Consider the following 22,703-nt stretch of genomic DNA (forward strand, 5'->3'; position numbering starts at 1 on the left):
TAGTTATCTGTCGCCGAAGGAGAGCTCCTGTGTTCGGATTGATCTTCATTTTCGCCTTATCCCTCTCAGCTCTCCTGGCTAGCTTGTTCGTGCCTGGGCTTTCGGACCTTGTGCTTCTGGCGGGACCTGGCGTGATTGGCAGCCTGCTTCTTCTGCTCTGGCGTGTCTGGGGAACTGGCCTTTCGCGGCGTGTGAAGACGCCGTGGATCCTGCTGGATGGCTCCAACATCATGCACTGGAAGGGACGCGGTCCGGACATCGCTGCGGTTAGAGATGTCACGCAATGCCTGAGCACCAAGGGCTACGCGCCTTGCGTGGTTTTCGATGCAAATGTTGGATACAAGCTGGTCAATCGGTATCAGGGCGATGTCGAGCTTGCGAAGCTCTTGGGGCTTCGAGTTGGCAGGGTAATGGTTGTCGCCAAAGGTACACCTGCAGACGAGGTCATTCTCGCTGCGGCCCGCGATTATGATGCGCGCGTGGTCACCAATGATCGCTTTCGAGACTGGGTTGAACAGTACCCGGAGCTCGCCCGCGGCAACCGTCTCGTGCGCGGAGGTTATCGCTCCGGGGAGCTTTGGTTGGCGCTGCCTCTAACCGAGCAGCGGTAGAATGACCGGCGCCCGAATGATCTTACGCTTCAGAGCTTGTTCGGCTGGTGAGCATGGAAAGTGGATAGCAGCCAGACGCTGGACCGACATTCGATCATTGCAAGCTGAGCATATGGATGGCCAGATCTTCTGGGTTTGCACTAGCCAAGCTGCGTGGGTGGCATGAATATTCGCTTCGGGCTGAGACCGGTCATTCGCTGCGCCTGGCGCAAAGGTCCGCTTTGGGCTGGCTCCGGTCGTTCGCTGCGGCAGGCACGAAGGTCCGCTTATGTGTTCGCGGCCACCGCGACGCTGTTTCGCAGGGGTTCAAAGAAGATCTCTGGTTGGGGTTCGGACTAGTCGCCTACCGATGCCCCCGGGGGTACCCTGAAAATTTGGGCACAATGCTCCTGACCGGTGAGGGGACCGTGGTTTTCGTGCGCGGCTAATTGGAGAAAAAAGCCCACTCTTACGGGTAGGAGGGTCGTGTCGAGTTGTGGAGCGCGCGCAGGCCTGCGGTTTCCCCACCGTCGACGGGTATCACGGTGCCGTTGATGTAGGCGGCCTCGTCTGAAAGAAGCCAGGCGATCGTCCGGCCGACATCCTCTGGTTGGGCGAAGCGCCCCACGGGAATGCGTGCTTCCAGCGCGGTGCAGCGGTCGGGGTCGGCCAGCACCTTCTGCATCATACGCGTGGCGACCTGGCCAGGGCAGACAGCGTTGAACCGCACGGCGTGGCCTAGCTCCAGAGCAAGTGACTGGGTCAGCCCGATCATGGCTGCCTTGCTGGCGGTGTAGAGGGCCAGGTTCTCCTCTCCGCGCAGGCCGGCGACGGATGCGACGTTGACCACGGAGCCACGTCCCTCCATCAGAGCGGGCAGCGCCAGTCGCGTCATCAGGAAGGCGCTGCGCGCGTTCGTATTCATGATGCGGTCCCAGTCGGCTGTGGTGGTCTCGGCGAATCTGTGTCGTTCGCCAATGCCAGCGTTATTCACTAGTCCTCTCAGGCGTCCGCGCGAGATCTCAAGTGTCGCCTCGACCAAGGCGCGGCAATCCGCTTCGCGGCTGACGTCGGCCCGGAGGAAGCAGGCGCCCGGCAGCTGGTGCAGCGCGGCGTCGGCGCTGGTGAGGTCGCGGCCCGCGATCACCACTTTATGACCGCGCGCCAAGAGATTACTGGCCGTGGCTAGGCCAATGCCTGCCGTACCCCCGGTGATCAGGATCATGCGGGATCTCCGTCGAGGAAGCGTGCGACCAAGTCGGCCTGAGGCGCCAGCATTGCATGGCCCGGCACGCAGGTCAGGCCAAGCGCATGGCCGCGGGCAAGAAACGCGGTGTCCGCCGGGCGCATGACCACTTCTGCTAGGATTCGGGCCTCGACTATCTGCGCCTCAGCGAAGGGCAGCGGGTCGGACGCCCGCATTCCGAGGGAGGTTGCGTTGATCAGCAGTTCGGCGCCCTCGGGAATGCGGTCTCCGCGTGGGTGGACCGTGATTGCGCATCCCGCGGCGCCGGCGCTGGTGGCGAGGTCTTCTGCGAGGGCAGTCGCCTTGTCGGAATTGCGGTTGGACAGGGTCAGCCGGGCGATCCCGGCGCCGACCAAGGCAAAGGCGATGGCGCGAGCTACGCCGCCGGCACCGGCAAGGGCCACGGAAAGGCCGGCGGGGTCAATGCCCTGGGCCGAGAGACCCTCGAGGAACCCCGCGCCGTCTACGTTGTGGCCGGTCAGGCTGCCATCGGGATTACGGCGTATGAAGTTCACGGAGCCGACTCGCCGCGCCGCTTCTGTCATGTGGTCGACCAGGGAGAGGGCGGCGATCTTGTGCGGAATGGTGATGCCGGTCCCCGCTAGGCTTGGGGACTGGCGGATCGCGTCGAGCATCCCGGCCAGATGTTCGGGCCGGGTGTGGAGGGGCACGGTCACCAGATCACGGCCTAGGTCGGCCCAGTGTGCGTTCAGGGTCGCCGTGCCGATGACCTGATCAATCGGGTCGCCCATGATGAACATGACGCGGCTGGCGCCGGTGATGGTCAGGGTGCTGGCCGGGACGGGCATGTCAGCGCAGACCGGCGAGGAAGTCGCGCGCGATCTCGGTGATGCCGGCGGCATCGAGCCTGTAGGCGGCGTAGAGGGCCGCGGGCGGGCCGACCTCGACGAAGCGGTCCGGCACGCCATGGCGCAGGAAGGGGCAGCGGGGCAGGTCGACCAGCACCTCGGCCACAGCGCTGCCCAGGCCGCCGGTGATGTTGTGTTCCTCCAGGGTCAGGATGGCGCCGGTCTCACGGGCGGCGGCGGCGACTTCCTGGCGGTCCAGCGGGCTGATGGTGTGCATGTCAACGACTCGTACGGAGACCCCCTCGGTCGCTAAGGCGGCAGCGGCGTCGAGCCCGGCGCGCACTTGGCTGCCGGTCGCGATCAGGGTCAGATCATGGCCCTCGCGCAGGCGGATCGCGCGGCCGATCTCCAACTCCGGCACTTCCGGGTAGACCTCCGGGTCCCGGCCCCGGCCTAGCCGGAGGTACATCGCGCCGGGGTGATCGACAGAGGCGCGCAGCAGGGCGCGCAGGTGGTTGGCGTCGGTGGCGCAGCAGACGGTCAGGTCCGCCACAGTGCGCAGCATACCCAGATCCTCCAACGCATGGTGCGATGAGCCGTAGAAACCCATCGACATGCCCGAATGGGTGCCGATGATCCTCACGGGCATTCGCGGATAGGCACAGTCGGTGCGGATCTGCTCGGCCCCCAAGATCGAGGCGAAGCTGGCAAAGGTAGCGACATAGGGGATCATCCCGCAGGCAGCCATGCCGGCGGCGGCGGTGATCATGTTCTTCTCGGCGATGCCGAAGTTGAAGAACCGCTCCGGGTGCGCCGCGCGGAAGTCGTTGGTGCGGTTGGCCGAGGCCAGGTCGGCGGTGCCGACGACGATGCGCGGATCGCGCTCGGCCAGCCGGGCCAGTTCCTCGCCCAGCACGAAGGCGGGCATGCCTGCCTTCGGTGTACCCTGGACCGACCGCCGGTCCCGCAGGCTGGTCGCGCCGCTGGTGGTGCCGCGAAAGATCTCGGCTTCGTTCTGCATCTCGGTGCTCATTGGTCCAGGTCCTCCAGCGGGCTAAGCCCCGCGTCCAGTTCGGCCATGACGGCGTCGTAATCCTCGCCCTTGAGGTTGCCCACGTGCCAGTCGAGCGACATCTCCATCAGCTTCACGCCCCGGCCCTTCACGGTGTCGCAGATGATCACCTGGGGCTTGCCGCGCGTCCCGTCGGGCAGGGCGGCAAAGGCGGTGCGAAGGGCCTGCAGGTCGTGGCCGTCGATCCGCTGAACCTCCCAACCGAAGGCGGCGAAACGATCGTGGATCGGCTCGATCGCCATGACATCCTCGGTATGGCCGTCGATGCTCAGGCCGTTGCGGTCCAGCAGGACGCATAGATGGCCGAGCTTGAAGTGCGCGGCGGCCATGGCGGCCTCCCAGATCTGGCCCTCGGCCAGTTCGCCATCGCCCAGCATGACGTAGGTGCGGTAGTCGCGTCCGGTGGTGCGCCCGGCCAGCGCCATGCCCAGCCCGATGGACAGCCCGTGCCCGAGAGAGCCGGAGGAGAAGTCGATACCGCGCACCTTCTTCATGTCCGGATGATCGCCGAAGGGGGAGCCGAGACGGGTGTAGGTATCGAGCGCCGAAGGCTCGAAATAGCCCAGGTCCGCCAGCACCGGATAGAGGCCGATGGCAGCATGCCCCTTGGACATGACGAAGCGGTCGCGGTCGGGCCAGTCGGGCTGGCCCGGTTCGATGCGCAGTTGGGAATAGTAGAGGGTGGCCAGGATCTCGGCGCAGGAGAAGGTGGAGGAATAATGCCCGGCGCCGGCGATACGGCTGAGGCGGACGGTTTCCTTTCGGATGAACTTCGCCCGGTCGGCGAGGACGGCGAGGCTGGTGTTGGCTCTGTCGGGGATCATTTGGTCCTCCCTTGCGGTTTCATGAGGTGGCAGAGGGCGCGGCTTCGTAGCCGTAGTTTTCATAGGCCTCCGCCACCCTGGCCATTTCTTCTGATGGCAGCAGGACCGGGGTGCCGACCGAGCTGGCCAGCAGGTACTGCTGTGCCAGCGCCTCCAGCTTGCCGGTGCGCGTCAGGGCGGTGGCGAGGTCGGGGCCGAGGGCGATCATGCCGTGGTTGGCCATCAGGCAGGCGTGATAGCGGTGCCCGAGAGTGGCCGCGACGGAGCGGGCGAGGGCGGCGGAGCCGAAGGTCTCGTAGCGGGCACAGGGGATCTCCTCGCCGCCGAAGCCCGCGATCATGTAGTGGAAGGCCGGGATCGGCTTGCGCAGGCACGACAGGGCGACGCAATGGGTCGGATGGGCGTGGACCACCGCCTGCGCCCTGGGCCGCGCGGCGTAGAGCGCGGCGTGCAGCGCCCATTCGGAAGAGGGTTTCCAGTGCCCCTGCCAGGTGCCATCGAAGGTGCAGGGCACCATCATCTCCGGGCGCATCTCCTCCGGCGGGATGCCCGAGGGCGTGATCATCATGCCCGCCCCGAAACGGATCGAGATATTGCCGGCGGTGGCATTGGACAGGCCCTGCGCGATGCAGGCGCGGCTGGCCTCGATCAGGGCGGTGCGGATGTCGTCTTCGGTCATCTGGGGCCTTTCAGCTTGGCATCCGGTCGAGGGCGCGCAGCAGCACGTCGGCCGTGCCCAGCTTGCCGGATTTCAGGAACAGCGAGATCGGCTCCACGGGGGTGGGGCCGGAGGCCGTGCCGATGCAGAAGCCGCCACCCAGGGGGCCACGGGGCAGGGCGCGCAGGCGGGACAGGCCGAGGGCTTCCACCGTCGCGCCGGAGGTCTCGCCCCCCGCCACCACGAGGCGCCTGAGGCCGCGATCCCGCAGACCGCGCGCGATGCCCGACAGCAGACGCTCCGCTTGGCGGGCGGCGCCGATGCGGCCCAGGGCGGCCTGTGCGGCGCAGATGCCGGCCTCGTCCGCAAGCGTCGTTATTGCGAAGGGTGTGTCACCGATCCGGGGCGTAGCCCACTCCAGCGCCCGTGCGATCTGCTCCGCCTCCGAGCCGTCGGCCAGCAGGTCCAAGGTCAGCACGGGGTGATGCGCGGCGAAGGCGGCCAGCTGCGCCTCCGCCACGGGGCCGACACTGCCCACGAGGACCGCCGCCGGCCCGTCGATGCGCGGCGGCGGCGGCGCGCTGCCCGCCCTGTCGGCGGCGCGCGCCAGTCCCCAGGCCACGAGCAGCGGGTCGCTGGCGACGATGGCGCGGGCCTCCCGGGCGAGTTCCGCGCTGGCCGCGATGTCCGCGTCGTCGGAGCTGTCGAGCAGGATGAAACGATGCCCGGCAGCCCTTTCGCGCGCCAGCGCCGTGCGGGCCGCCGCGGCCCCGCCATGCAGATCGAGGTGGGACACCAGCCCGAAGGCCTCACGCGCCTGGCGGCCGAGGAACCGCCGCAGGTCCGGATCGGGCATCGGGGTCACCGGATCCAGCCGCTTGATCGACTCGGTTACGAGACGTCCCTGGTAGAAGAGATAGCCCTGGTGCACCGTGGCCCGGAACTCGGGGAAGCCGGCGCTGACCAGCATCGGGTCTTGTGCCATCCGCTCTGCCAGCAGGTGGACGGCGGGGCCGATATTGCCCTCTTCGGTGGAATCGAAGCTGGCGCAGGCCTTGTAGCCGATGGCGGGGCAGCCTGCGGCCAGCAGCGCATCGAGGGCTGCGGAGATCACGGCCCGCGCCTCGTCCGGGGGCGCCAGTCTGCTGCGGGTGGCGAGGATCTGGATCGCGCCGGTATTCTCGACGGCATCGGGTCGCAGGGCGACGGGACTTTCCAGCCCCGCCTCCTCGAAATAGCTCGCCACCAGCAAGCCGCCGGTCACGTCGTCGGAGATGATCCCGAGAGAGGGGGAGGGGGCCATGATGGATCTGCCTCCGGCATTCAGGCCGAGCCGCCGAAACGGTCAAGTGCGTTGCGGGTGATCTGTTCGGTGAACGGGTCGCGCCGGGTCAGCCCCATGACCCATTCGCAGGTGCCTGCGCAGATCACCTCGCCCGCTCCTCGCTTCATGCCGACGACCATGCCGGAACCATACTGGAAGTTGCGCCGCGCGACCGGGGTCTCTTCCGCGGCCAGTTCCGACAGGCCGACCAGATCGCTGTCGCGGACGTAGTAGCGATAGCCGGGGCCCTCGTGCTCGTACTCGAAAAGCGTGGCCGGGCTCATCGCCAGGATCTCGATCCCCTCGGGCACGCCGGGATCCATCACCGGGTAGGGCAGTCCGCGTTCGAAGGTGTAGTTCAGCCCGTCGACCTCATAGCCGAAGATGTTCGCCTCGGCGCCGAAGACATCGGCATAGCGCAGGTCGGTGCCGCCGAAGACCCAGTGATCGGGCCGGTAGACGGTGAAACCGCGTGAACCACGCGGGGCGAAGCCGCCCCAGCTTCCGTACATGCCGTGACAGCCGTTGACCCCCACGGTGGAAGCGCCGGGCCAGGAAACGCCGCCGCTTTCCCACGATGCTGTCAGCAGATGTTTGCGCTCGGGGTCGTCGCGCACAGGGTCATGGGTGGGCGCCTTGGTCTTCCAGCAGACCTGCCGGGCGCCGTCGTCCTCCAGCCGGATCTGCCACAGGAAGTTGCCGCCGAAGCGGGAGAAGCCGCCGCCACGCTCGACGAAGTCTTCGACCGTCTTGCGCATCTCCCAGGACCAGTATTCGTCGTGACCCACCGTCACCAGGCAGCTGTAATCGTCCAGAATCGAGGGATCGAGATGCAGGTCGGTCTGGGTGATTATGTCGAAGCCGTAGCCTTCGCGTTCGGCCCAATGGGCGAAATGGCGGTCGAACTGGGCCCAGCCGGCGGCGGCGTAATACTGCCCGAAGCCGTGGGAATAGCCCCATTCCTTCGACGGGTAGCCGGGCAGGTCGTTCATCTCGGGCAGCCGGGTCTGCGCGACGCGCGCCGCGCCCTTGGGCAGCCACAGCTTGCCCCGCGTCCAGGGGCGGTGCATCGACAGATGCGGCGAGCCCTCGTTTCTCTCCGGCCCGTAGGTGCCGAAGTAGTGGTTGGCCCCGCCCCAGTCGTTGTAGGCCGTCCAGGTGCCGGTGGCGAGCATCAGCAGGATCTTGCCCCGGCTGGTCTCCGGCGTGGCGCGCACGACGATGAAATGGTGCTGCACGAAACGCTCGCCGGATTTCCGCAGGCAGGTCGAGACCACCAGGTAGAAGCCCGGGCGCAGGCCCTCGGGGATGGTCCAGCTGTGGACCACGGGCCAGTCGCATCCGTCGACATAGGCCGTTTCCGAGGTCGGGGCGAACACGCCCGGCATGTCGAAGGCTTCGTGCACCATTTCCGGGCGTGCGCCGTCGCGATAGATCTGCATGTTCCAGGTCTCGGCCGTGCTCGAGCCGTGGAACTCGACCGTTTCGCCGGGGAAATAGGACATGCGCGGTGTGTAGACGAAGACCTCGGCCAGCTCCGGATCCTCGCGCGGGAACTGGAAGCGGTAGTCGGAGAGGAAATGTTCGTCGGCATATCCCTTGCGAACGGCCCAGGGCCGGATGGCATGGGGGCCGGTTTCGGGGTAGCGGAAGGGGGAGGTCTTCATCGGGATAACTCCGGTTCGGGTCAGGTGCTGGTGGGCCGGCTACGGGCCAGTGCGGCAAAGGCATCATCCATGGCGTCGACGGCGCGGTCGACCACGGCGTCGCTATGGGCCAGGGACAGGAACATGTTGTGACGGTGGTGCAGGTAGACGCCGCGGCGCAGGGCCTCCAGGCAGAAGGTCTCGGCCAGCGCGTGGTCCCGATCGTCCGCGAAGTGCATCTCAGGCATGGCAGGCGGACCGGAGAGAGAGACCTCCAACCCATGCCGCGCGCCGGCGGCGACGAAGCCTTCGGCGAAGCGCGCGCCAGCGGCCTGCAGCCGGGCCGGGGCGTTCTCGCGCTCAAGGATGTCCAGCACCTTGACGGCCGCCGCCATCGGAGCGCCGCTGTACCAGAAGGAGCCGGTGAAGAAGGCATCGGCGGCGGCGGGGCGGAAGCGGTCATTGCCGGTGACGGCGGCCAGCGGCTGACCATTGGCGATTGCCTTGGAATAGCCCGCGAGATCGGGACGCACACCCACCTCTTCCCAGCTGCCGCCAAGGTTCAGGCGGAAGCCCGCGCGCACGTCGTCGACGATCAGTGCTGCGCCGGCGGCATCGCACAGGGCGCGGGCCGTGGTCGCGAACGCCGCCGTGGGCATCTCCTGCGGCGTGCCGACATCATGGCGGAAGGCCGAGACGATGATCCCGGCCAAGTCGCCGCCGGCGGCCTCGGCGGCGGCGGCCAGACTCTCGGCGTCGTTGTAGGTGTAATGCAGTAGGTGCGCGCGGTCCTCGGCGGTGACCCCCAGCAGTGAGGGCGAGGACCAGGGCACCGCACCGTGGTAGGCGCCGCTGGCGACCAGGATCTTGCGCCGCCCGGTGCCCGCGCGGGCTAGGGTCACGCAGGTAGTCATCGCGTCCGATCCGTTCTTCTGCATCAAGGCCCAGTCGGCATGCGGGATCATCCGCACCAGAGTCTCGGCCAGGCGAACGGCGTGTTCGGTGGGCCCGTTCAGGCAGTCGCCGGCCTCCATCTGCGCGCGGACGACCGCGTCGACCTCAGGATGGCGATGGCCGAGGATGATTGGCCCCCAGCTGCACATGAAGTCGATATAGTCGCGCCCGTCCACGTCGCGCACCGTGGCACCGTCGCCGCCGGCGAAGAATTGCGGGTAGCCCGCCGGAACCGCCGACGCGCGCTGGTGCCCCCACATGCCACCGGGGATGACGCGGGCGGCGCGTTCCCTCAACCGGCTGTCCTGTGAGGTGTTGGGGGCGGCGGCTGCGTCGTTCATCGTCGGATCCGTTCTGTATCTGCGGGAGCGGGCTTCGGCGCCCGCGCGGGAAGGAAGGCCTGCCGCCCCGTGCGGGGGGAGGCGAGGGGGTTCGCCCGAGAGGCCTGGAGACTCTCGGTAGTTAGTTAAGGAAAATTCAGGAATAGATTGGGTTTCGTCAAGATGATTCTGAGTATCCATCGGAGAGTGTGTCCTGGTTTTTTGATCATCAGTTTCGTCAACGCCTGTTTTTATCTATTTATTGCAATGAATTAATTGGTGTTTGAAGGGGTTTGGTGGTGGCGCCTGCTTTCTGATCGTGGCAGTTTTCCCATCAATTTTCAGAAAAATGTTTGAGCTGTAGCTGAAAATAATTGATTTTTTTATCGGGGCGCGTAGCGTTCAGGGGCAACAGTGCCGGGCAGGCTCCGGCGCCAGACTTCAGAGGATGCAGATGGACGACGTTGTACAGGCGCAGACAGGGACCCCTCCGGTGCGGGGGGCGGAAATCGCGGTCGACGGGCTGGCGAAGCACTATGGCTCCCTGAAGGCAGTGGACGAGTTCGCCATCAATATCCGCAGTGGCGAATTCCTGGCACTGCTCGGTCCCTCCGGCTCGGGCAAGTCCACCATCCTGATGATGCTGGCGGGATTCGAGGTGCCCACGGCCGGGCGTATCCTGATCGACGGTGTGGACTGTACCCGCCTGCCGCCTCAGAAGCGCAACATCGGCATGGTGTTTCAGCATTATTCCCTGTTTCCGCACATGACCGTGGCCGACAACGTGGCCTTTCCGCTCAAGATGCGGGGCGTCGGGCGGACAGAGCGCCGGCGCCGCGCGGCGGAGGCGCTGAAGGTGGTGCGTCTGGACGGCTACGGCGCGCGGATGCCGTCGCAGCTTTCCGGCGGCCAGCGCCAACGCGTGGCCCTGGCCCGCGCAATCGTCTATGAGCCGCGGCTGCTGCTGATGGATGAGCCGCTGTCGGCGCTGGACAAGAACCTGCGCGAGGAAATGCAGCTGGAGATCAAGCGGCTGCATCATGAACTGGGGATCACCGTCGTCTTCGTGACCCATGACCAGGGCGAAGCGCTGACCATGGCCGACCGGGTGGCGATCCTGCGTGGCGGCAAGCTGCAACAGCTGTCGCCTGCGCGGGAGCTGTATGAGCGCCCAGCCAATCTCTTTGCCGCCGGTTTCATCGGCGAGATGAACATGATCCCGGCGCAATGGGACGGTGCCGCGCTGACCTTGGGCACCGGCGAACGTATGGTGCCGCCGACGGGGGCCGTGGTGGGCACCGTGGGGCAGGGGGCGGTGACCCTGGCGATCCGTCCCGAACGTCTCACGGTCTGCGATCCGGTCACGCCGGACGCGCTGCAGGCCACTCTGCGCGAGGTCGTCTATGCTGGGGCGGGCACGCTGCTGATCGCCGCACTGCCCGACGGCACCGAGATCCGCGCCCGTGTCGCTTCCGCCTCGCTGCCCCCGGCCCTGACGGAGGGAGAGACGATCGGCCTGAGCTGCCCGCCCGAGGCCATGCTTGTCTATGGCGAGGAGGCCGCCGCATGAGCCTGCAGGACTTCTTCCGCCCGGATGGGCGCCATCTGTCGCGGGGGGGGATCCTGCTGCTGATGGCGCCGTTCTTCATGCTGATCGCCTTTGCCTTCCTCTATCCTCTGATCAGCCTGCTGTCCCTGTCGGTGACGGAGCCGACGGCCGGCTTCGACAATTACGCCCGCATCCTTGACAACCCGGTCTACGGCAAGGTGCTTCTGCGTACCCTGTGGACGGCGCTGCTGGTTGCGATCACCTCGCTGTTGCTGGCCTTCCCGGTGGCGATGGCGATGGTGTCCTCGTCCGGTCCCGTCGCCATGCTGATCGGGGCCTGCATCCTGCTGCCCTTCTGGTCCTCGGTGCTGGTGCGGACCGCCGCCTGGGCTGTGCTGCTGCAGCGCAACGGCCTGATCAACGAGGCGATGCAGTGGTTTGGCATCACGTCCGAACCGATCCGGCTGCTATATACCCAGGGCGCGGTCGTCGTGGCGATGACCCATGTGCTGATGCCCTTCATGGTGCTGCCGATCTACGGTGCGCTGCGCAACATCCCCGAGGATTACGGCCGCGCTGCGCTGATCTGCGGTGCCGGCCCGCTGCGGGTCTTCACCGAGGTGACCTTCCCGCTGGCACTGCCCGGGGTGCTGGGCGGCTTTATCCTGGTCTTCCTGACCGCCCTTGGCTACTTCATCACGCCCGCCCTGCTGGGCTCGCCCCAGGACATGATGATCGCCACGCTGATCTCCCAGCAGCTGCGCGAGTTCCTGGACTGGCCCTTCGCTGCGGCGCTGGTCGGCGTGCTGACCCTCTTCGTGACCGCTATCACCCTAGCCTTCAGCAAGATCTTCCGCTTTGACCGGATGATGGGGGGGCAGGTCTGATGCAGAACCTCTCTCCCCGCCGCCTGCTGCTGATGGGCTATGTCTACGCGGTGCTGTTCTTCGTGCTGGCGCCCATCGTCATCATCCTGCCGATGGCCTTCTCCGAAACCGATTACCTGACCTTCCCGCCGGTCGGCTTCACCCTGAGCTGGTTCACCGACTTCTTCAGCAATTCCCGGTGGATGGGGGCCACGGTCTTCTCGCTAAAGATCGCGGTGCTGACGGCGATCACCACCTCGGTGGTGGCCACCATGGCGACCTATGCGCTGATGCGCGGCGCGGGCCGGATCGGGGCCCTGTTCCAGGGCCTGCTGATCGCGCCGATCGTGGTGCCGCATATCGCGCTGGCGGTGGCGCTCTACCTCTTCTTCCAGCGGATCGGGCTCTCCAGCACTGTCTTCGGCTACGTGCTGGCCCATTCGGTCATCGCCATGCCCTTCGCCGTCTTCACCGTCTCGGCGGCGCTGTCGGCGGTCGATGCTACGCTGGAGGATGCGGCGATGTCCTGCGGCGCCTCGCGCTTCACCGCGTTCCGGCTGGTGACCCTACCGATGATTCTGCCCAACGTCCTGTCCGGCGGGCTTTTCGCCTTCATCCTGTCTTTTGATGAGCCGGTCATTGCCTTTTTCCTAGCCGGCATTCGCGACAAGACGCTGCCGCGCATGATGTTCGACGATATTGAGCAGAACCTGACCCCGATCATCCCCGCGATTGCCGTGCTGCTGACGGCGGTATCGATTTTCGCTCTGATCGCCGCCGCCCTTCTGCGGCGCGCGGCTGCCAACAGAACGGCCCCTGAAGAGGCCGGCTGACCTTAAAGACCCAACCCCAACACGGAGAGTTCCATGACTAAGAAAACCTATGTGAAGACCCTCGCCGGAGCCATGGCGCTGGTGTTCGCCGGTGGCGCGGCGCAGGCGGATGAGCTGGTCATCGCCACGACCGGCGGCCTGATGCGCAACACGCTGGAAGAGTATTTCTACCTGCCCTTCCAAGAGGCCAGTGGCACCGAGGTGATCCCCTTCGACATCGAGGTTCCCGATCAGTGGGCGCGCGCCGAGGGCATGATGCGAACGGGCAACGTCGAGTTCGACATCGTCACCGCCACGGGCCCGGATCTGGTCGACAAGGCCGACATCCTGGTCGATATCCCCTGCGCCGACCTGCCCAATGTGGCCGAGTATGCATTGCCTGGCGCCTGCACTACCAAGGGCGTGGCCCGCACGACCGGCGGCATGGTCCTGACCTACAACACCGATGCCTATGAGGGGGATCAGCCCAGCACCTGGGCCGACTTCTGGGATACCGAGACCTATCCCGGGCCGCGAGGGCTGCCCGACACCGGGGACCGCGACTGGTGGCTGCCCGTGGTTGCATTGCTGGCGGATGGGGTCGCCAAGGAAGACCTCTTCCCGCTCGATCTTGACCGCGCTTATGCCAAGCTGGACGAGATCCGCCCCGAGATCGCGGTCTGGTGGAAGACCGGCAACCAAGTGCAGCAGATCATGCGAGACGACGAGGTCGTCATGACGATGGCCTATTCCGGTCGTGCCCTGAAGGTCGTGCAGGACGGAAACCCGTTCGCAATGGCCTGGGATGGCGCCATCCGGGACACGGGCTACTTCGCTGTGCTGAAGGACAGCCCGAACCCCGAAGCGGCTATGGAATTCATCGATTTCTTCTACGGGGACGCTGACGGTCATCCCGGCTTCATCTCCGATGTCGGCTACGCCACCTCCTCGACGATTGGCCTGAGGCAGCTGCCGGAGGAAGAGCAGAAGCTCTACGCGACCTACCCGGACAACTACGAGCTGCTGGTCGACCCCGATTTCGCTTGGATTGGTGAAAACCGTGACGAGTTGCGCGACCGCTGGACCAACTGGTTGCTGCAGTAAGCCTGCCGCCCGGGCGCCATGGGCGTGAGGGCAAAGGTGTTGGTCGGGCCCCTTCGGGGGCCCGATCCTGCGTTGCGCCGCACCCCTTGGCGCGCTGGTGCGCTTGCCGAGCAGGGCTGCGCTTTGTAAGGCTTTTACGAAAGTGGAGACGCATCCGTGACAGGAGCCGCCGACAAGACAGACTCCGTCAACAGACCGACACGCAAGCGCGGGGTCGAACGGTTCAACCTGTTACTTGATGCGACAGAGTCGCTGCTGAGCGATCTTGGCGACGAGGACATCTCGCTTGCGCAGATCGCGGAGCAAGCGCAGGTGCCGCTTGCCTCGGTCTACTACTTCTTTCCGAACCGCAATGCCGTCTACGTCGCCCTGGCCGAAAGGTTCAGCCAGGAGATCTACGAGCGCTCGATCGAGCCGCTGACCGATCCCGAACCGCAGACTTGGCAGGAATTGCTGACGCGTAAGCATGCCAGCGGGGCGGAGTTCCAGAACAGCCGGCCGGCGGCGCTTCGGCTGTTTCTTGGGGCGGGGGTCTCGGTTGCCGTGCGCAATGCCGATTTTCAGGGCAATGCCAGGATCGCCCAGAGCCGCGCGCGCATGCTGCGGACCTATTTCGATCTGCCCGAGATGCCGGACCTAGCGCATTGGATCGAGATCGCCGGCGCGGCAATGGACGGTATCTGGGCACTGTCCTACGGCCGCGAGGGGCATATTACCGAGGACTACCGGCGCCAGGGCACCGAGTGCGCGATCACCTACCTGCGGCGCTACTTGCCGGAATACTTGCCACGTCGATCGGTCACCCCCGAGGAGCTGGCAGCCATCGCCCTCTGACTAGATCGAACCTTTCACCTGAGCGATTTTAAGGACGTGCGGCGGGTGGGGCATACTTCTAACTGAAGTGCATAGCTATCTCATTAGTCTGACACCGCAGTTTCAAAGCGTTGATGCAGACCGGTTAAAGTTGGCTGCGGACATATTGGCGCGCAATGCCGATCGTTTATTTGTGTGGACGGTAGCACGGCCGTCACAGTGGAAACTTCTGACTTTGCCGGCCGGTGCTTCTCGCTGGAGCCATGGATCATTCCTCAGCGCGTAATTTGCTGTCATGCGACGCCGGGGGGGGCTCCGACGGCGCTCTCTGGTGCTTCAGGCCTACGCTGTCCTTTGTTCCGGGTGAGGCCGATGGCCGGTCTAAGCCCGAAGGGGCATGGGTACCAAGTGTAGCGAACAGCCGGTCCCAGCCCTTCCGCGACCTTCAGCCATCTGACATGCGTGCGCTCTCGAGCAGGATTCGCCTGCTATGCAAAACTAACCCGCGCCAACGCAGATGGGCCGGCCTTCTGCGACGTGGAGGAGATGCGGGTGTTCAGCCAGGCCGAAGTCGACTGGCGCGCCGCCAACGCGCCCTGGAACCTGCGCCGGGACCTGAAGACCAATGCGACCTGGGAGGCGGAATGCCCCTCTATGTCGTGACCATGAGCAATGTGGCGCACGGCTGGTACTACCCGCCGCGCGCCTTCCTGTTCGAGGCCCCGGATGTGGCCGCCGCGCGCCTGCAGGCGCAGGAAGCCGACGACATGGCCGAGATCCATTCCGTCCGACTGGCCGCGCCTGGCGAGTTCGACGGGTAGCCCCCAAGACGGGGGCAGCGGTGAGCCAACACCGCCACCACGCAGCCCAGTTTGCAGACCGGCTGCGCCGACGAGCATTTCCAGAATCGCCGCCCGTACTCTCGCGAGAGCCGGGAGGTTCTGACTGGAACTTTTCATGAACACAATGACGAAAGTTGCCGCCGCCGCTCCGGTTGCCCCGTGGCTGGGCGGCAAGAAGGCGCTCCACCGCAAGATCATCGAGCGGATCGAGGCCATCCCCCATGCCACCTATGCCGAGCCCTTCGTGGGCATGGGCGGGGTCTTCCTGCGCCGGTCCTGGCGGCCGAAATGCGAGGTGGCGAACGATCTCAACGGCGAGATCACCAATCTCTTCCGCAACCTGCAGCGGCACTATCCGCAGCTGATGGACGTGATGCGCTTCCAGATCACCTCGCGCCGCGAGTTCGAACGGCTGCGGGCCCAGGATCCGGCCGGACTGACCGATCTGGAGCGGGCCGCGCGCTTCCTCTATCTCCAGCGCCTGGCCTTCGGCGGCAAGCTGGGAGGCGTCTTCGGGGTGGCGAGCGATCGCGGCAGCCGGTTCAGCCTGACACGACTGGAGCCGCTTCTGGAGGCCGCGCATGAGCGGCTGGACGGGGTGGTCTTCGAGAACCTGGACTGGAAGGAGGTCCTGACGCGCTATGACAGTGCGCAGACGCTCTTCTACCTCGACCCGCCTTACTGGGGAGGGGAGGCCGACTATGGCAAGGGGCTGTTCGATCGCGATCAGTTCGCGGAAATGGCGCGGTTGCTGTCCGAGATCCGCGGCGCCTTCCTCCTGTCGATCAACGACCGGCCGGAGATCAGGGAGATCTTCGCGGCCTTCGTCCTGGAGCCGGTGCAGCTTAAGTACACAGTTTCGAAGGGGGAGGCCTCGGAGGCGCGAGAGCTTATCATCTCGAACAGGGAGGCTCGGGTTGGGTTGCTCTAGCGTAAAAAGCGTGCGCCCCCATGAGGGGGCGCGTAACGTGATCTTGCTGCGGTTCCCGTTGGGAATGTCGGTGTCTGTACATTCATACGGATGCCAAACCAGTGGCGGCTATGCGGAGCAAGCTGGCGCTAGCCAAGTATGCTTGCTTCGTACGATTCATCAGCCTTCTAAGAGGTCGCTATCGATCTGGCTTGTGTCAAAAATTCGTGCTTGACGCACCCTCTCCAGTACATGCAAGCGGTATCGCTGCTGACGAACCTGCTCCAAGGATACCACAGGACTCGGCATGAGGCGCTCCGGTTCGAGCGAGCACTCAGGTCGGGCTAGATATACGAAATCAAAGGATAATTGCTCGTCGCTTGTGGTCAAATCAATCTCCCTTTTGTGTCGCCTCCACGAGGGATGCGATTACGAACTCTTCGTACCTCGTTGCAGCGTCTAACGGGATCACCAGCCGAGGCAAAGCATTTTTTGTGTCACCTGCGAGGTACCGACCTCGCTCGCCCTTCCTTTCACGCTCCGATCTGAAAAATTTCAAATAATTTCTTGGCGAAACGCCATCGAACTGACGGAAAAGGACTTTTCCGTCTATATTGGCTGGGTCCTCAGAAATGGCGTCGCTGTGAAGGCTTATTGCCATACTCTTAAGGTATGGCTCGATAAAGACAACTTCTTTAATGCCGGCGGCTACAATGTGCCTAGCGCAATTATGGCATGGATACGTGTTTGTGTACAGAGTGGCGCCGACAAGAGAATGTTTTCCCTCACGAGCCACCGAGAGAATGGCTTCCATTTCAGCGTGAATGGATCTAGAGAACTCAATCAGGGCATCGACGGGAGATCCTAACAAGGAAGCGCGTATGTCTTCCAGTTTCGTTCTGCTTTTGACGTAATTAGAGGACGCGATGATTCCCGCTATCTTATCAACGATATCGTTCCTTGTACTCTCGTTGTGGCACTTGCAGCCACCCCAAGCGTAACAACGATTGTCAACACCGTGTTCTTGTCTCTGATCCTCGTCATAAAGCCCCCCACCAAAGCGCGGTACATCGTTCCAACCTACGCCTATGAATTCGCCGCTAGCAGATACGATTGCTGCCCCTACTTGTCGCGATAGGCATGCTGAGTTTCCCGCAATAGCATTTGCCTTGTACATTGCGGCTTCAGACTTCAAGGGAGTGTTGATCCCAATGTCGAAGCACAGTTCGGTTAAACGCCTCACCTTTCTCTTTAAGGAGGATAGATCGCTGTCATTCGATATGAATAGATCCGATTTCGTGAAAACTTTTCGCGTAGCTTGGCCGAACTGCTGCTTCTCACCCATGTCTTTCTCGAAAAGAACTCCGATGGCCTCGGAATCTAAAAGTGGAACATCCAGCCTTTCGGATCTTTGGGACTCAGGGGCGAAGACGCCAACAACTACCAACGTGTCTCGATAGATGCTCCGGAGAAGTTTCAACTCCTCGATATTCTTGATGGAGTCAATTACGTAGGCAATTCTCTTGGGTACGACATTGCCTTCATGGAAGCCTCCATTTTCATCTCGGAGTTTGTGTATCTTCTCGATCACACGCTTGATTAAGTATTCTTCTCCAAATCTCTCTCGAATGGCGTTTCCCGCCTCTTGAGATTTTTTCAGGTATGCTTGGAAGTCTGATCTTTCAGGTATCTCTACCCCGACCAATCTTGAGCTTTCACGAATTATTCCTGAAACAGTGATAATCTCTGGGACGGAATAGTCGTATCTGCTTTGCAGCTCTGATTTTATATGCTCTGCAACTGTTGTGCAGCCTGATCCGACTGGGCCAACCATGGCGAACACCAGTTCTTGGGACAACCTATCATCAATCGACTTTGCCTTGGGGCCACTATTCACCTCTGGCAGCTCTGCCGTTAGATGTAATGCACTAGTCGATTGATCCAAGACGTAACCTCACGCAGACTAAAGATGTTTTTCAATACCTTCACATGTCGCTTAGCGCTCCGTCAATCAGCTTTCGCCGCAAATATGGCCGTGATCTCATGCGGAAGCAGAGGCAAACCTCTGCGCCGCTCTGGAAACTGACGACATGGCCGCGTAACTAACCCAAATCAGCTTCCGGAAAACCCGGCGCGGTTCAATACCCCTACTCTGACGGCTCGAAATCGATATTCTTCTCAGGGAACGCATCTCGAAGACCGATCATGGCCTCATGCCAATCTGGTCCACCCCATTGGCTTGAGAACGCATAGGTGCGCCCACCAAAACGCAACAGTTGCTCGTCCTCTCTGAAGAAGCGCTTGGGGTTGAAGCTCCGCCCTTCTCTGGCGCGAGCCTCCTTTGCGAGACGCTGGAAGTCGTCGGCGTTCACTTCACCATCGACTGACACAAGGGCCCTGTTGGAACGCCTGCCGCAGTGCTGAGCGGCCTCCTCTGGAGCAATTCCCTCCTCCACAAGATAGCGAAAGACCTGGTAGATGGCATGGCGCTTTCGGAGCGAGAACAGCTTTCGACCGTTGAGGGACACGTCGTAGCTGGTCCAATCGCGATTGTCCGATCGAGCCTCACGCTCCTTGCGCTTCTTCTCCGTCACCTTGACTTGATACTCTGCCATTTCCGGCAGTGGGATAATTTGTTGAACGTCTACGAAGGCCCGCCCTTCGATTTCATAGGGTTGAAGACGCACACAGCGTATATCGACACCGCGTTCAATCAGCCAAAGCGCAGAGGTGGTCAACTCACGCGCAAATTCGGCTGATGCCAGGACGATCCGGACGTCCTGCGCGAAGGCGTCTTCATCAGGCTCTTCCCAGCCAAGGAAGTCGAGGAGTTCTGCTCTTGCTTCTACGTCTGGTTCGCCGATCTGAGACAGATAGCGAGCGAAGACGTCGGCCGCCTGGTCGAATGTCATGGTCGAAACCATCGCGGCATAGCGGATGGCTTGAAGCTCCATGTGGCCACCGTCTTCGGTTCGTTTCAGCTCAATGACCACAAGGTTTGCGTCACGGTCGATGCCCAGTAGGTCTATGCGTCTTCGGGATTCGTCCCAGTCGCCGAACTCCTCTGCGATGACGAGCGTATCAGGAGCAACGACCGAAATATTCGCTCGAAGGAGACGCTGAATGTCTCGCCGCTCTTGTAGTCGCATCTTGCTAAATGTGGTCTTGCTCAGAGGGCGGATCTCTTCGCTTGCGAACTCGTATATTGGCATGATCAATTCGTCTTTTATGCGGCGACCCTATTCAATCGCAGCGTAGGCGTCCCGGCAAGCGTTGTCCGGACCGTCAGCGTGTTCCCATTCGCTCTGTAAGCCGTTGACTTGCTATGCCGCCTCATGAGTGCTTTCTCACGCTAAGCCCCTGGCATTGCAGGGTTAGGCTGATCCTCCCCGGTGCGCCACTTACCAAAATGCGATAGCAAAAACATAGTCTTGGCCGGCTATTCTGTACAAGTTTTCAACCCTTGTACAATTTCCGCCCATCGGCTGGAGCGCTTAGCAGCAGCTTGCGGGCCGCCTGGCGGCTGTAATGCTCGACCTCCGACAGGGCTCATGGCCGGTCCATGCGCCGATCTGGTGGGCAGTGGCGCCGGCCTCCGCCAGCTTGATCGCGCGGGTGACGCGCAGGCCATGCGCGGACTTTCCGCCGTCAATTCCGGCTTCGCGCGCGGCGCGGGCGAACCATGAGCTGACGGCCTTGTGCGAGCGGGGCCGGCCGGCGCTGGTGGTGATCCAGACCATGTGAGATTGCGGCCGAGCTTCGATCGCGGCGTGCATCTGCGCCAGGTCGGCCGGGTCCGCGAAGTCGGGTGGCCGGCGCGAGAACGGGATCCAGACGGGGCCGTCCGTTTTGCTCTGGACGAAGTGCAGCCAGCCGTCCTGGTCGATCATGCCCGGCCCGAGCGTCAGCGCGCTGCTGATGCGTGCGCCGGTCCAGTGCAGGATTTCGAAGGCCAGCCGCTGCGACGAATCCAGTGGCCACCTACCGCGGAAGGCCGCGACATCGGCGGCCGACCATGGCGGATGCTGGCGCGCCTTCGGTGTCGCGCGTTTCCGGATGCCACGTGTCGGGTCGGCGCTGTCCGGGATTTGGCCTGTCTCGATCGCGTGCGATATCAGGAAGCGCCACGTCTTTAGTCGCTCGTTGGCCGGGTGGGGCGCGAGGCCTTGCAGGTCGGCCGTGACGTGACGTTCGCGCAGCTGCTTGACGGGGACCGTTGCGCCTCGCTCGAGGATTCGGTCGGCGTTGCGCCGAATGATGGCCCGGTATCCCTCGCTGAGGCCGGCATACCGGTCGGATCGCATCGCCGACAGGACGAGCGCCTCGAGTGATCCATCGCGCGGCCGGCCGCGCCTGGTCGGTGTCGCGCCTTCCTCGGCCGCCAGGTAGGCTCGCAGGAAGTCCGGGTGATCCTCTGGCAGGTCAGGCATGCGGATGCCCGTGGCACGGTGATAGATGTAAATGCGGCTGCCGCTGCGCTGGCGGCGCAGCCCGGTCAGCTTACGTTCCATGCGGTATCCGCGGCGTTGCAATCGTCTGTCCCTTCTTGTGGGCCATCATAGGGCAGCGCATCGGCCCATGCGTCAAGGTCGGCCCGCTCGTAGAGGAGGTTCCCGCCAGCCCGCCGCACCGGCAGGGCCAGCGCACGCAGCTTAGACGGCGAGATGCCGAGGTAGTGCGCCGCGGCCGTGGCCTTCATGAGGCGCGGGGTGAAGTCGGGATTGACGGGCATGGCAGGCAGCTCTTGGATCAGTAGATCTGGTGTTCGATGAGAATGCGCAGGATGCGGCCGCCGGCGCTGACGGTGGCGACCTCGATGTGCTCCGGCTTCCAACCGTTTTCGGATCGGCGACACAGCGTGCGGTCGATCGAGACAACGGTGCCCTGAGCGAGGGTGGTCCCCGTCGGGATGGTACCGATCATGCCATTTTGTCCTTCTCCACCAACTGCCCACAGTTCGCCTTCACCACCGCCGCGGCGACGGGCGGGCAGACGGAGTTGCCGACGCAGCTGACCTGTGTGTTCTTGGTGAAGCTGCGCCAGTCCCTGCCGCCATCACTGTCCTGCTCCCAGACGCCCTCGATCACGTAGTCGCGGGGGAAGCCCTGGGCGGTGAAGAGCTCGCGCGGGGTGAGCATGCGCATGCCGATATCGGCGATGACGTAGCGGGTGCCGGCGATGTCGAGGGTGACCAGGTCGCCGCCGTCCCAGGCGCCATGGGCGCGGAGGAACTCGGCCACCTCGCGGGGCCTGGCCTCATGTGCTGCTGTGAACGGCGGGGCCTGCAGGGCGGCCTGCATGTGCGCCATGCGGTCCTTCACGGTGATGGTATGGCAGGGCCCATCGGTGCGGGCGCCGTCGCCGGTGCCGTAATACTTGGCGAAGAAGGTTGCGACGGGCGTCTGGTGGCTGCCGCTGGCCGCGACGGTGGAGAGCGGATCTCGCGCGCCGTGGCCTGCGTGGGCGCCCATGCGCGGCCCGCCGTTCTGCTGGGCGAGGAAGGCGGCGCAGGCGGCATGCTTGGAGCCACCGGCCACGATGGTCCCGAGCGGCCTGCCGAGGTCGAGGGCGCGGGGTGCCTGGCCGGGCCGCTCGCCGTGGGTGAGGTTGACCAGGAAGGGCGCCTCGGCCTCCAGCACGTAGCGGGCGACGCCGCGGGCGATGCGCGCGAGGGTGTTGTCGGCGAGGGGCCGTACGGCGCGCAGTTCGAGCGTTGCGCGGATCGCCTCGGCGCTGTCGAAGATCGAGGGGCAAGGGATGGACCAGTCGATGCACTCCGCGGCCGTCCGCCACGGCTGCAGATCGCCCGCGATCACGCGCGGATCGTCCGGCGCCCCGTGGGTCGGATCCGGCCAGACAATCGGCTGGCCGTCAAAGCGGATGATGACGAAGAGCCGCTTGCGGATCGTCGGGGCGCCGTAGTCGCAGGCGCGAAGCTCTCGGGTCTCCATCTTGCCGCCCAGCCTGCGGATCGCCTTGCGCCACCGCTCGAAGGTCTCACCCCGGCGCTTCGGGCAGGGCATCGGCCCGCGCGGGGGCTCGATGACCGGGCCCCAGGTCTTCCACTCCTCCACGTTCTCCATGATCACCACGTCCACCTGGCCGCCGCTCTTCTGGATGCGCTCGATCCAGCCGGGGATCACCCAGGCGAGATCGCGGATATTGCGGGCCACCGGGGCGCCACCCTTGGCCTTGGAGAAGTGGCGGCAGTCGGGGCTGAACCACATCAGGCCGATATGACGGCCGGCGAGATGGTCCAGAGGATCGACGCGGTAGACGTTCTCGCTGAGGTGCAGCGTGTCCGGGTGGTTGGCCGCATGCAGGGCCAGGGCGGCCGGGTTGTGGTTGATGGCGATGTCGGGGC

The 22,703-nt window shown here is 64.2% G+C and carries 22 protein-coding genes; 8 read left to right on the top strand and 14 right to left on the bottom strand.

The window, feature by feature from the left end:
- The first annotated feature begins 29 nt into the window (after nucleotides 1–29).
- Complete coding sequence (locus CVM50_RS19180) at nucleotides 30–611, top strand: NYN domain-containing protein (RefSeq protein ID WP_232618302.1); 582 nt, start codon at nucleotides 30–32, stop codon at nucleotides 609–611.
- A 448-nt stretch (nucleotides 612–1,059) separates the two neighbouring features.
- Here the strand turns inward: CVM50_RS19180 and CVM50_RS19185 are convergent, their stop codons facing one another.
- The 8 genes from CVM50_RS19185 to CVM50_RS19220 are packed head-to-tail and all read right to left on the bottom strand — an operon-like array spanning nucleotide 1,060 to nucleotide 9,464.
- A complete protein-coding gene (locus tag CVM50_RS19185; RefSeq protein ID WP_085886598.1) occupies nucleotides 1,060–1,815 on the bottom strand; it encodes an SDR family NAD(P)-dependent oxidoreductase in 756 nt (251 codons plus the stop codon).
- Nucleotides 1,812–2,645: a shikimate dehydrogenase family protein gene (locus CVM50_RS19190; RefSeq protein ID WP_157792241.1), complete on the bottom strand. Its 834-nt coding sequence runs from the start codon at nucleotides 2,643–2,645 to the stop codon at nucleotides 1,812–1,814. Before CVM50_RS19190 ends, CVM50_RS19185 begins: the two co-directional genes overlap by 4 nt.
- A gap of 1 nt (nucleotide 2,646) precedes the next feature.
- Nucleotides 2,647–3,678, bottom strand: a complete 1,032-nt coding sequence (locus CVM50_RS19195) for a transketolase family protein (protein ID WP_085886596.1) — start codon at nucleotides 3,676–3,678, stop codon at nucleotides 2,647–2,649.
- Nucleotides 3,675–4,541, bottom strand: a complete 867-nt coding sequence (locus CVM50_RS19200; protein ID WP_085886595.1) for a transketolase — start codon at nucleotides 4,539–4,541, stop codon at nucleotides 3,675–3,677. Before CVM50_RS19200 ends, CVM50_RS19195 begins: the two co-directional genes overlap by 4 nt.
- 19 nt (nucleotides 4,542–4,560) lie before the next feature.
- Nucleotides 4,561–5,220, bottom strand: coding sequence for a class II aldolase/adducin family protein (locus CVM50_RS19205; RefSeq protein WP_085886594.1), 660 nt, complete (start codon nucleotides 5,218–5,220; stop codon nucleotides 4,561–4,563).
- Between the two features lie 10 nt (nucleotides 5,221–5,230).
- Nucleotides 5,231–6,502: a four-carbon acid sugar kinase family protein gene (locus CVM50_RS19210; protein ID WP_085886593.1), complete on the bottom strand. Its 1,272-nt coding sequence runs from the start codon at nucleotides 6,500–6,502 to the stop codon at nucleotides 5,231–5,233.
- 20 nt (nucleotides 6,503–6,522) lie between these two features.
- A complete protein-coding gene (locus CVM50_RS19215) occupies nucleotides 6,523–8,190 on the bottom strand; it encodes a N,N-dimethylformamidase beta subunit family domain-containing protein (RefSeq protein WP_085886592.1) in 1,668 nt (555 codons plus the stop codon).
- A 20-nt stretch (nucleotides 8,191–8,210) separates the two neighbouring features.
- Complete coding sequence (locus CVM50_RS19220; protein WP_085886591.1) at nucleotides 8,211–9,464, bottom strand: aminotransferase class III-fold pyridoxal phosphate-dependent enzyme; 1,254 nt, start codon at nucleotides 9,462–9,464, stop codon at nucleotides 8,211–8,213.
- Nucleotides 9,465–9,897: 433 nt separating this feature from the next.
- Here CVM50_RS19220 and CVM50_RS19225 point away from each other — a divergent pair, with 433 nt between their 5' ends.
- The 7 genes from CVM50_RS19225 to CVM50_RS19250 all read left to right on the top strand — a co-directional run bounded on the left by CVM50_RS19225 (nucleotide 9,898) and on the right by CVM50_RS19250 (nucleotide 16,360).
- A complete protein-coding gene (locus tag CVM50_RS19225; protein ID WP_198431943.1) occupies nucleotides 9,898–11,013 on the top strand; it encodes an ABC transporter ATP-binding protein in 1,116 nt (371 codons plus the stop codon).
- Nucleotides 11,010–11,879 (top strand): ABC transporter permease, encoded by an 870-nt coding sequence (locus CVM50_RS19230; protein WP_085886589.1) that lies wholly within the window; start codon nucleotides 11,010–11,012, stop codon nucleotides 11,877–11,879. The genes CVM50_RS19225 and CVM50_RS19230 overlap by 4 nt, the downstream gene beginning before the upstream one ends.
- Nucleotides 11,879–12,691, top strand: a complete 813-nt coding sequence (locus CVM50_RS19235) for an ABC transporter permease (protein WP_085886588.1) — start codon at nucleotides 11,879–11,881, stop codon at nucleotides 12,689–12,691. The genes CVM50_RS19230 and CVM50_RS19235 overlap by 1 nt, the downstream gene beginning before the upstream one ends.
- Nucleotides 12,692–12,724: 33 nt before the next feature.
- Nucleotides 12,725–13,774, top strand: a complete 1,050-nt coding sequence (locus tag CVM50_RS19240; RefSeq protein ID WP_085886587.1) for an extracellular solute-binding protein — start codon at nucleotides 12,725–12,727, stop codon at nucleotides 13,772–13,774.
- Nucleotides 13,775–13,930: 156 nt separating this feature from the next.
- Nucleotides 13,931–14,608, top strand: coding sequence for a TetR/AcrR family transcriptional regulator (locus CVM50_RS19245; protein ID WP_085886586.1), 678 nt, complete (start codon nucleotides 13,931–13,933; stop codon nucleotides 14,606–14,608).
- Between the two features lie 623 nt (nucleotides 14,609–15,231).
- A complete protein-coding gene (locus CVM50_RS21565) occupies nucleotides 15,232–15,408 on the top strand; it encodes a hypothetical protein (RefSeq protein WP_157792242.1) in 177 nt (58 codons plus the stop codon).
- A 145-nt stretch (nucleotides 15,409–15,553) separates the two neighbouring features.
- The gene (locus CVM50_RS19250; RefSeq protein ID WP_085886585.1) at nucleotides 15,554–16,360 is read left to right on the top strand and encodes a DNA adenine methylase; all 807 of its coding nucleotides are present in this window, start codon (nucleotides 15,554–15,556) and stop codon (nucleotides 16,358–16,360) included.
- A 370-nt stretch (nucleotides 16,361–16,730) separates the two neighbouring features.
- On the opposite strand, the gene CVM50_RS19255 is transcribed toward CVM50_RS19250, so the two are convergent.
- The 6 genes from CVM50_RS19255 to CVM50_RS19275 all read right to left on the bottom strand — a co-directional run.
- Nucleotides 16,731–18,197 (bottom strand): anti-phage dCTP deaminase, encoded by a 1,467-nt coding sequence (locus tag CVM50_RS19255; RefSeq protein ID WP_143515559.1) that lies wholly within the window; start codon nucleotides 18,195–18,197, stop codon nucleotides 16,731–16,733.
- Between the two features lie 289 nt (nucleotides 18,198–18,486).
- The gene (locus tag CVM50_RS19260; RefSeq protein WP_085886583.1) at nucleotides 18,487–19,551 is read right to left on the bottom strand and encodes a PDDEXK family nuclease; all 1,065 of its coding nucleotides are present in this window, start codon (nucleotides 19,549–19,551) and stop codon (nucleotides 18,487–18,489) included.
- A 282-nt stretch (nucleotides 19,552–19,833) separates the two neighbouring features.
- A complete protein-coding gene (locus tag CVM50_RS19265) occupies nucleotides 19,834–20,850 on the bottom strand; it encodes a tyrosine-type recombinase/integrase (RefSeq protein WP_085886582.1) in 1,017 nt (338 codons plus the stop codon).
- Nucleotides 20,835–21,071 (bottom strand): helix-turn-helix domain-containing protein, encoded by a 237-nt coding sequence (locus CVM50_RS19270; protein ID WP_085886665.1) that lies wholly within the window; start codon nucleotides 21,069–21,071, stop codon nucleotides 20,835–20,837. The genes CVM50_RS19265 and CVM50_RS19270 overlap by 16 nt, the downstream gene beginning before the upstream one ends.
- Before the next feature lie 17 nt (nucleotides 21,072–21,088).
- Complete coding sequence (locus CVM50_RS21570; RefSeq protein ID WP_157792244.1) at nucleotides 21,089–21,262, bottom strand: hypothetical protein; 174 nt, start codon at nucleotides 21,260–21,262, stop codon at nucleotides 21,089–21,091.
- Nucleotides 21,259–22,703: DNA cytosine methyltransferase (locus tag CVM50_RS19275; RefSeq protein ID WP_100148553.1), on the bottom strand; the 1,445-nt coding region annotated here is incomplete at its 5' end. The genes CVM50_RS19275 and CVM50_RS21570, both read right to left, overlap by 4 nt.

Source organism: Pseudooceanicola marinus (assembly GCF_002786295.1).
GTDB lineage: Bacteria > Pseudomonadota > Alphaproteobacteria > Rhodobacterales > Rhodobacteraceae > Pseudooceanicola > Pseudooceanicola marinus.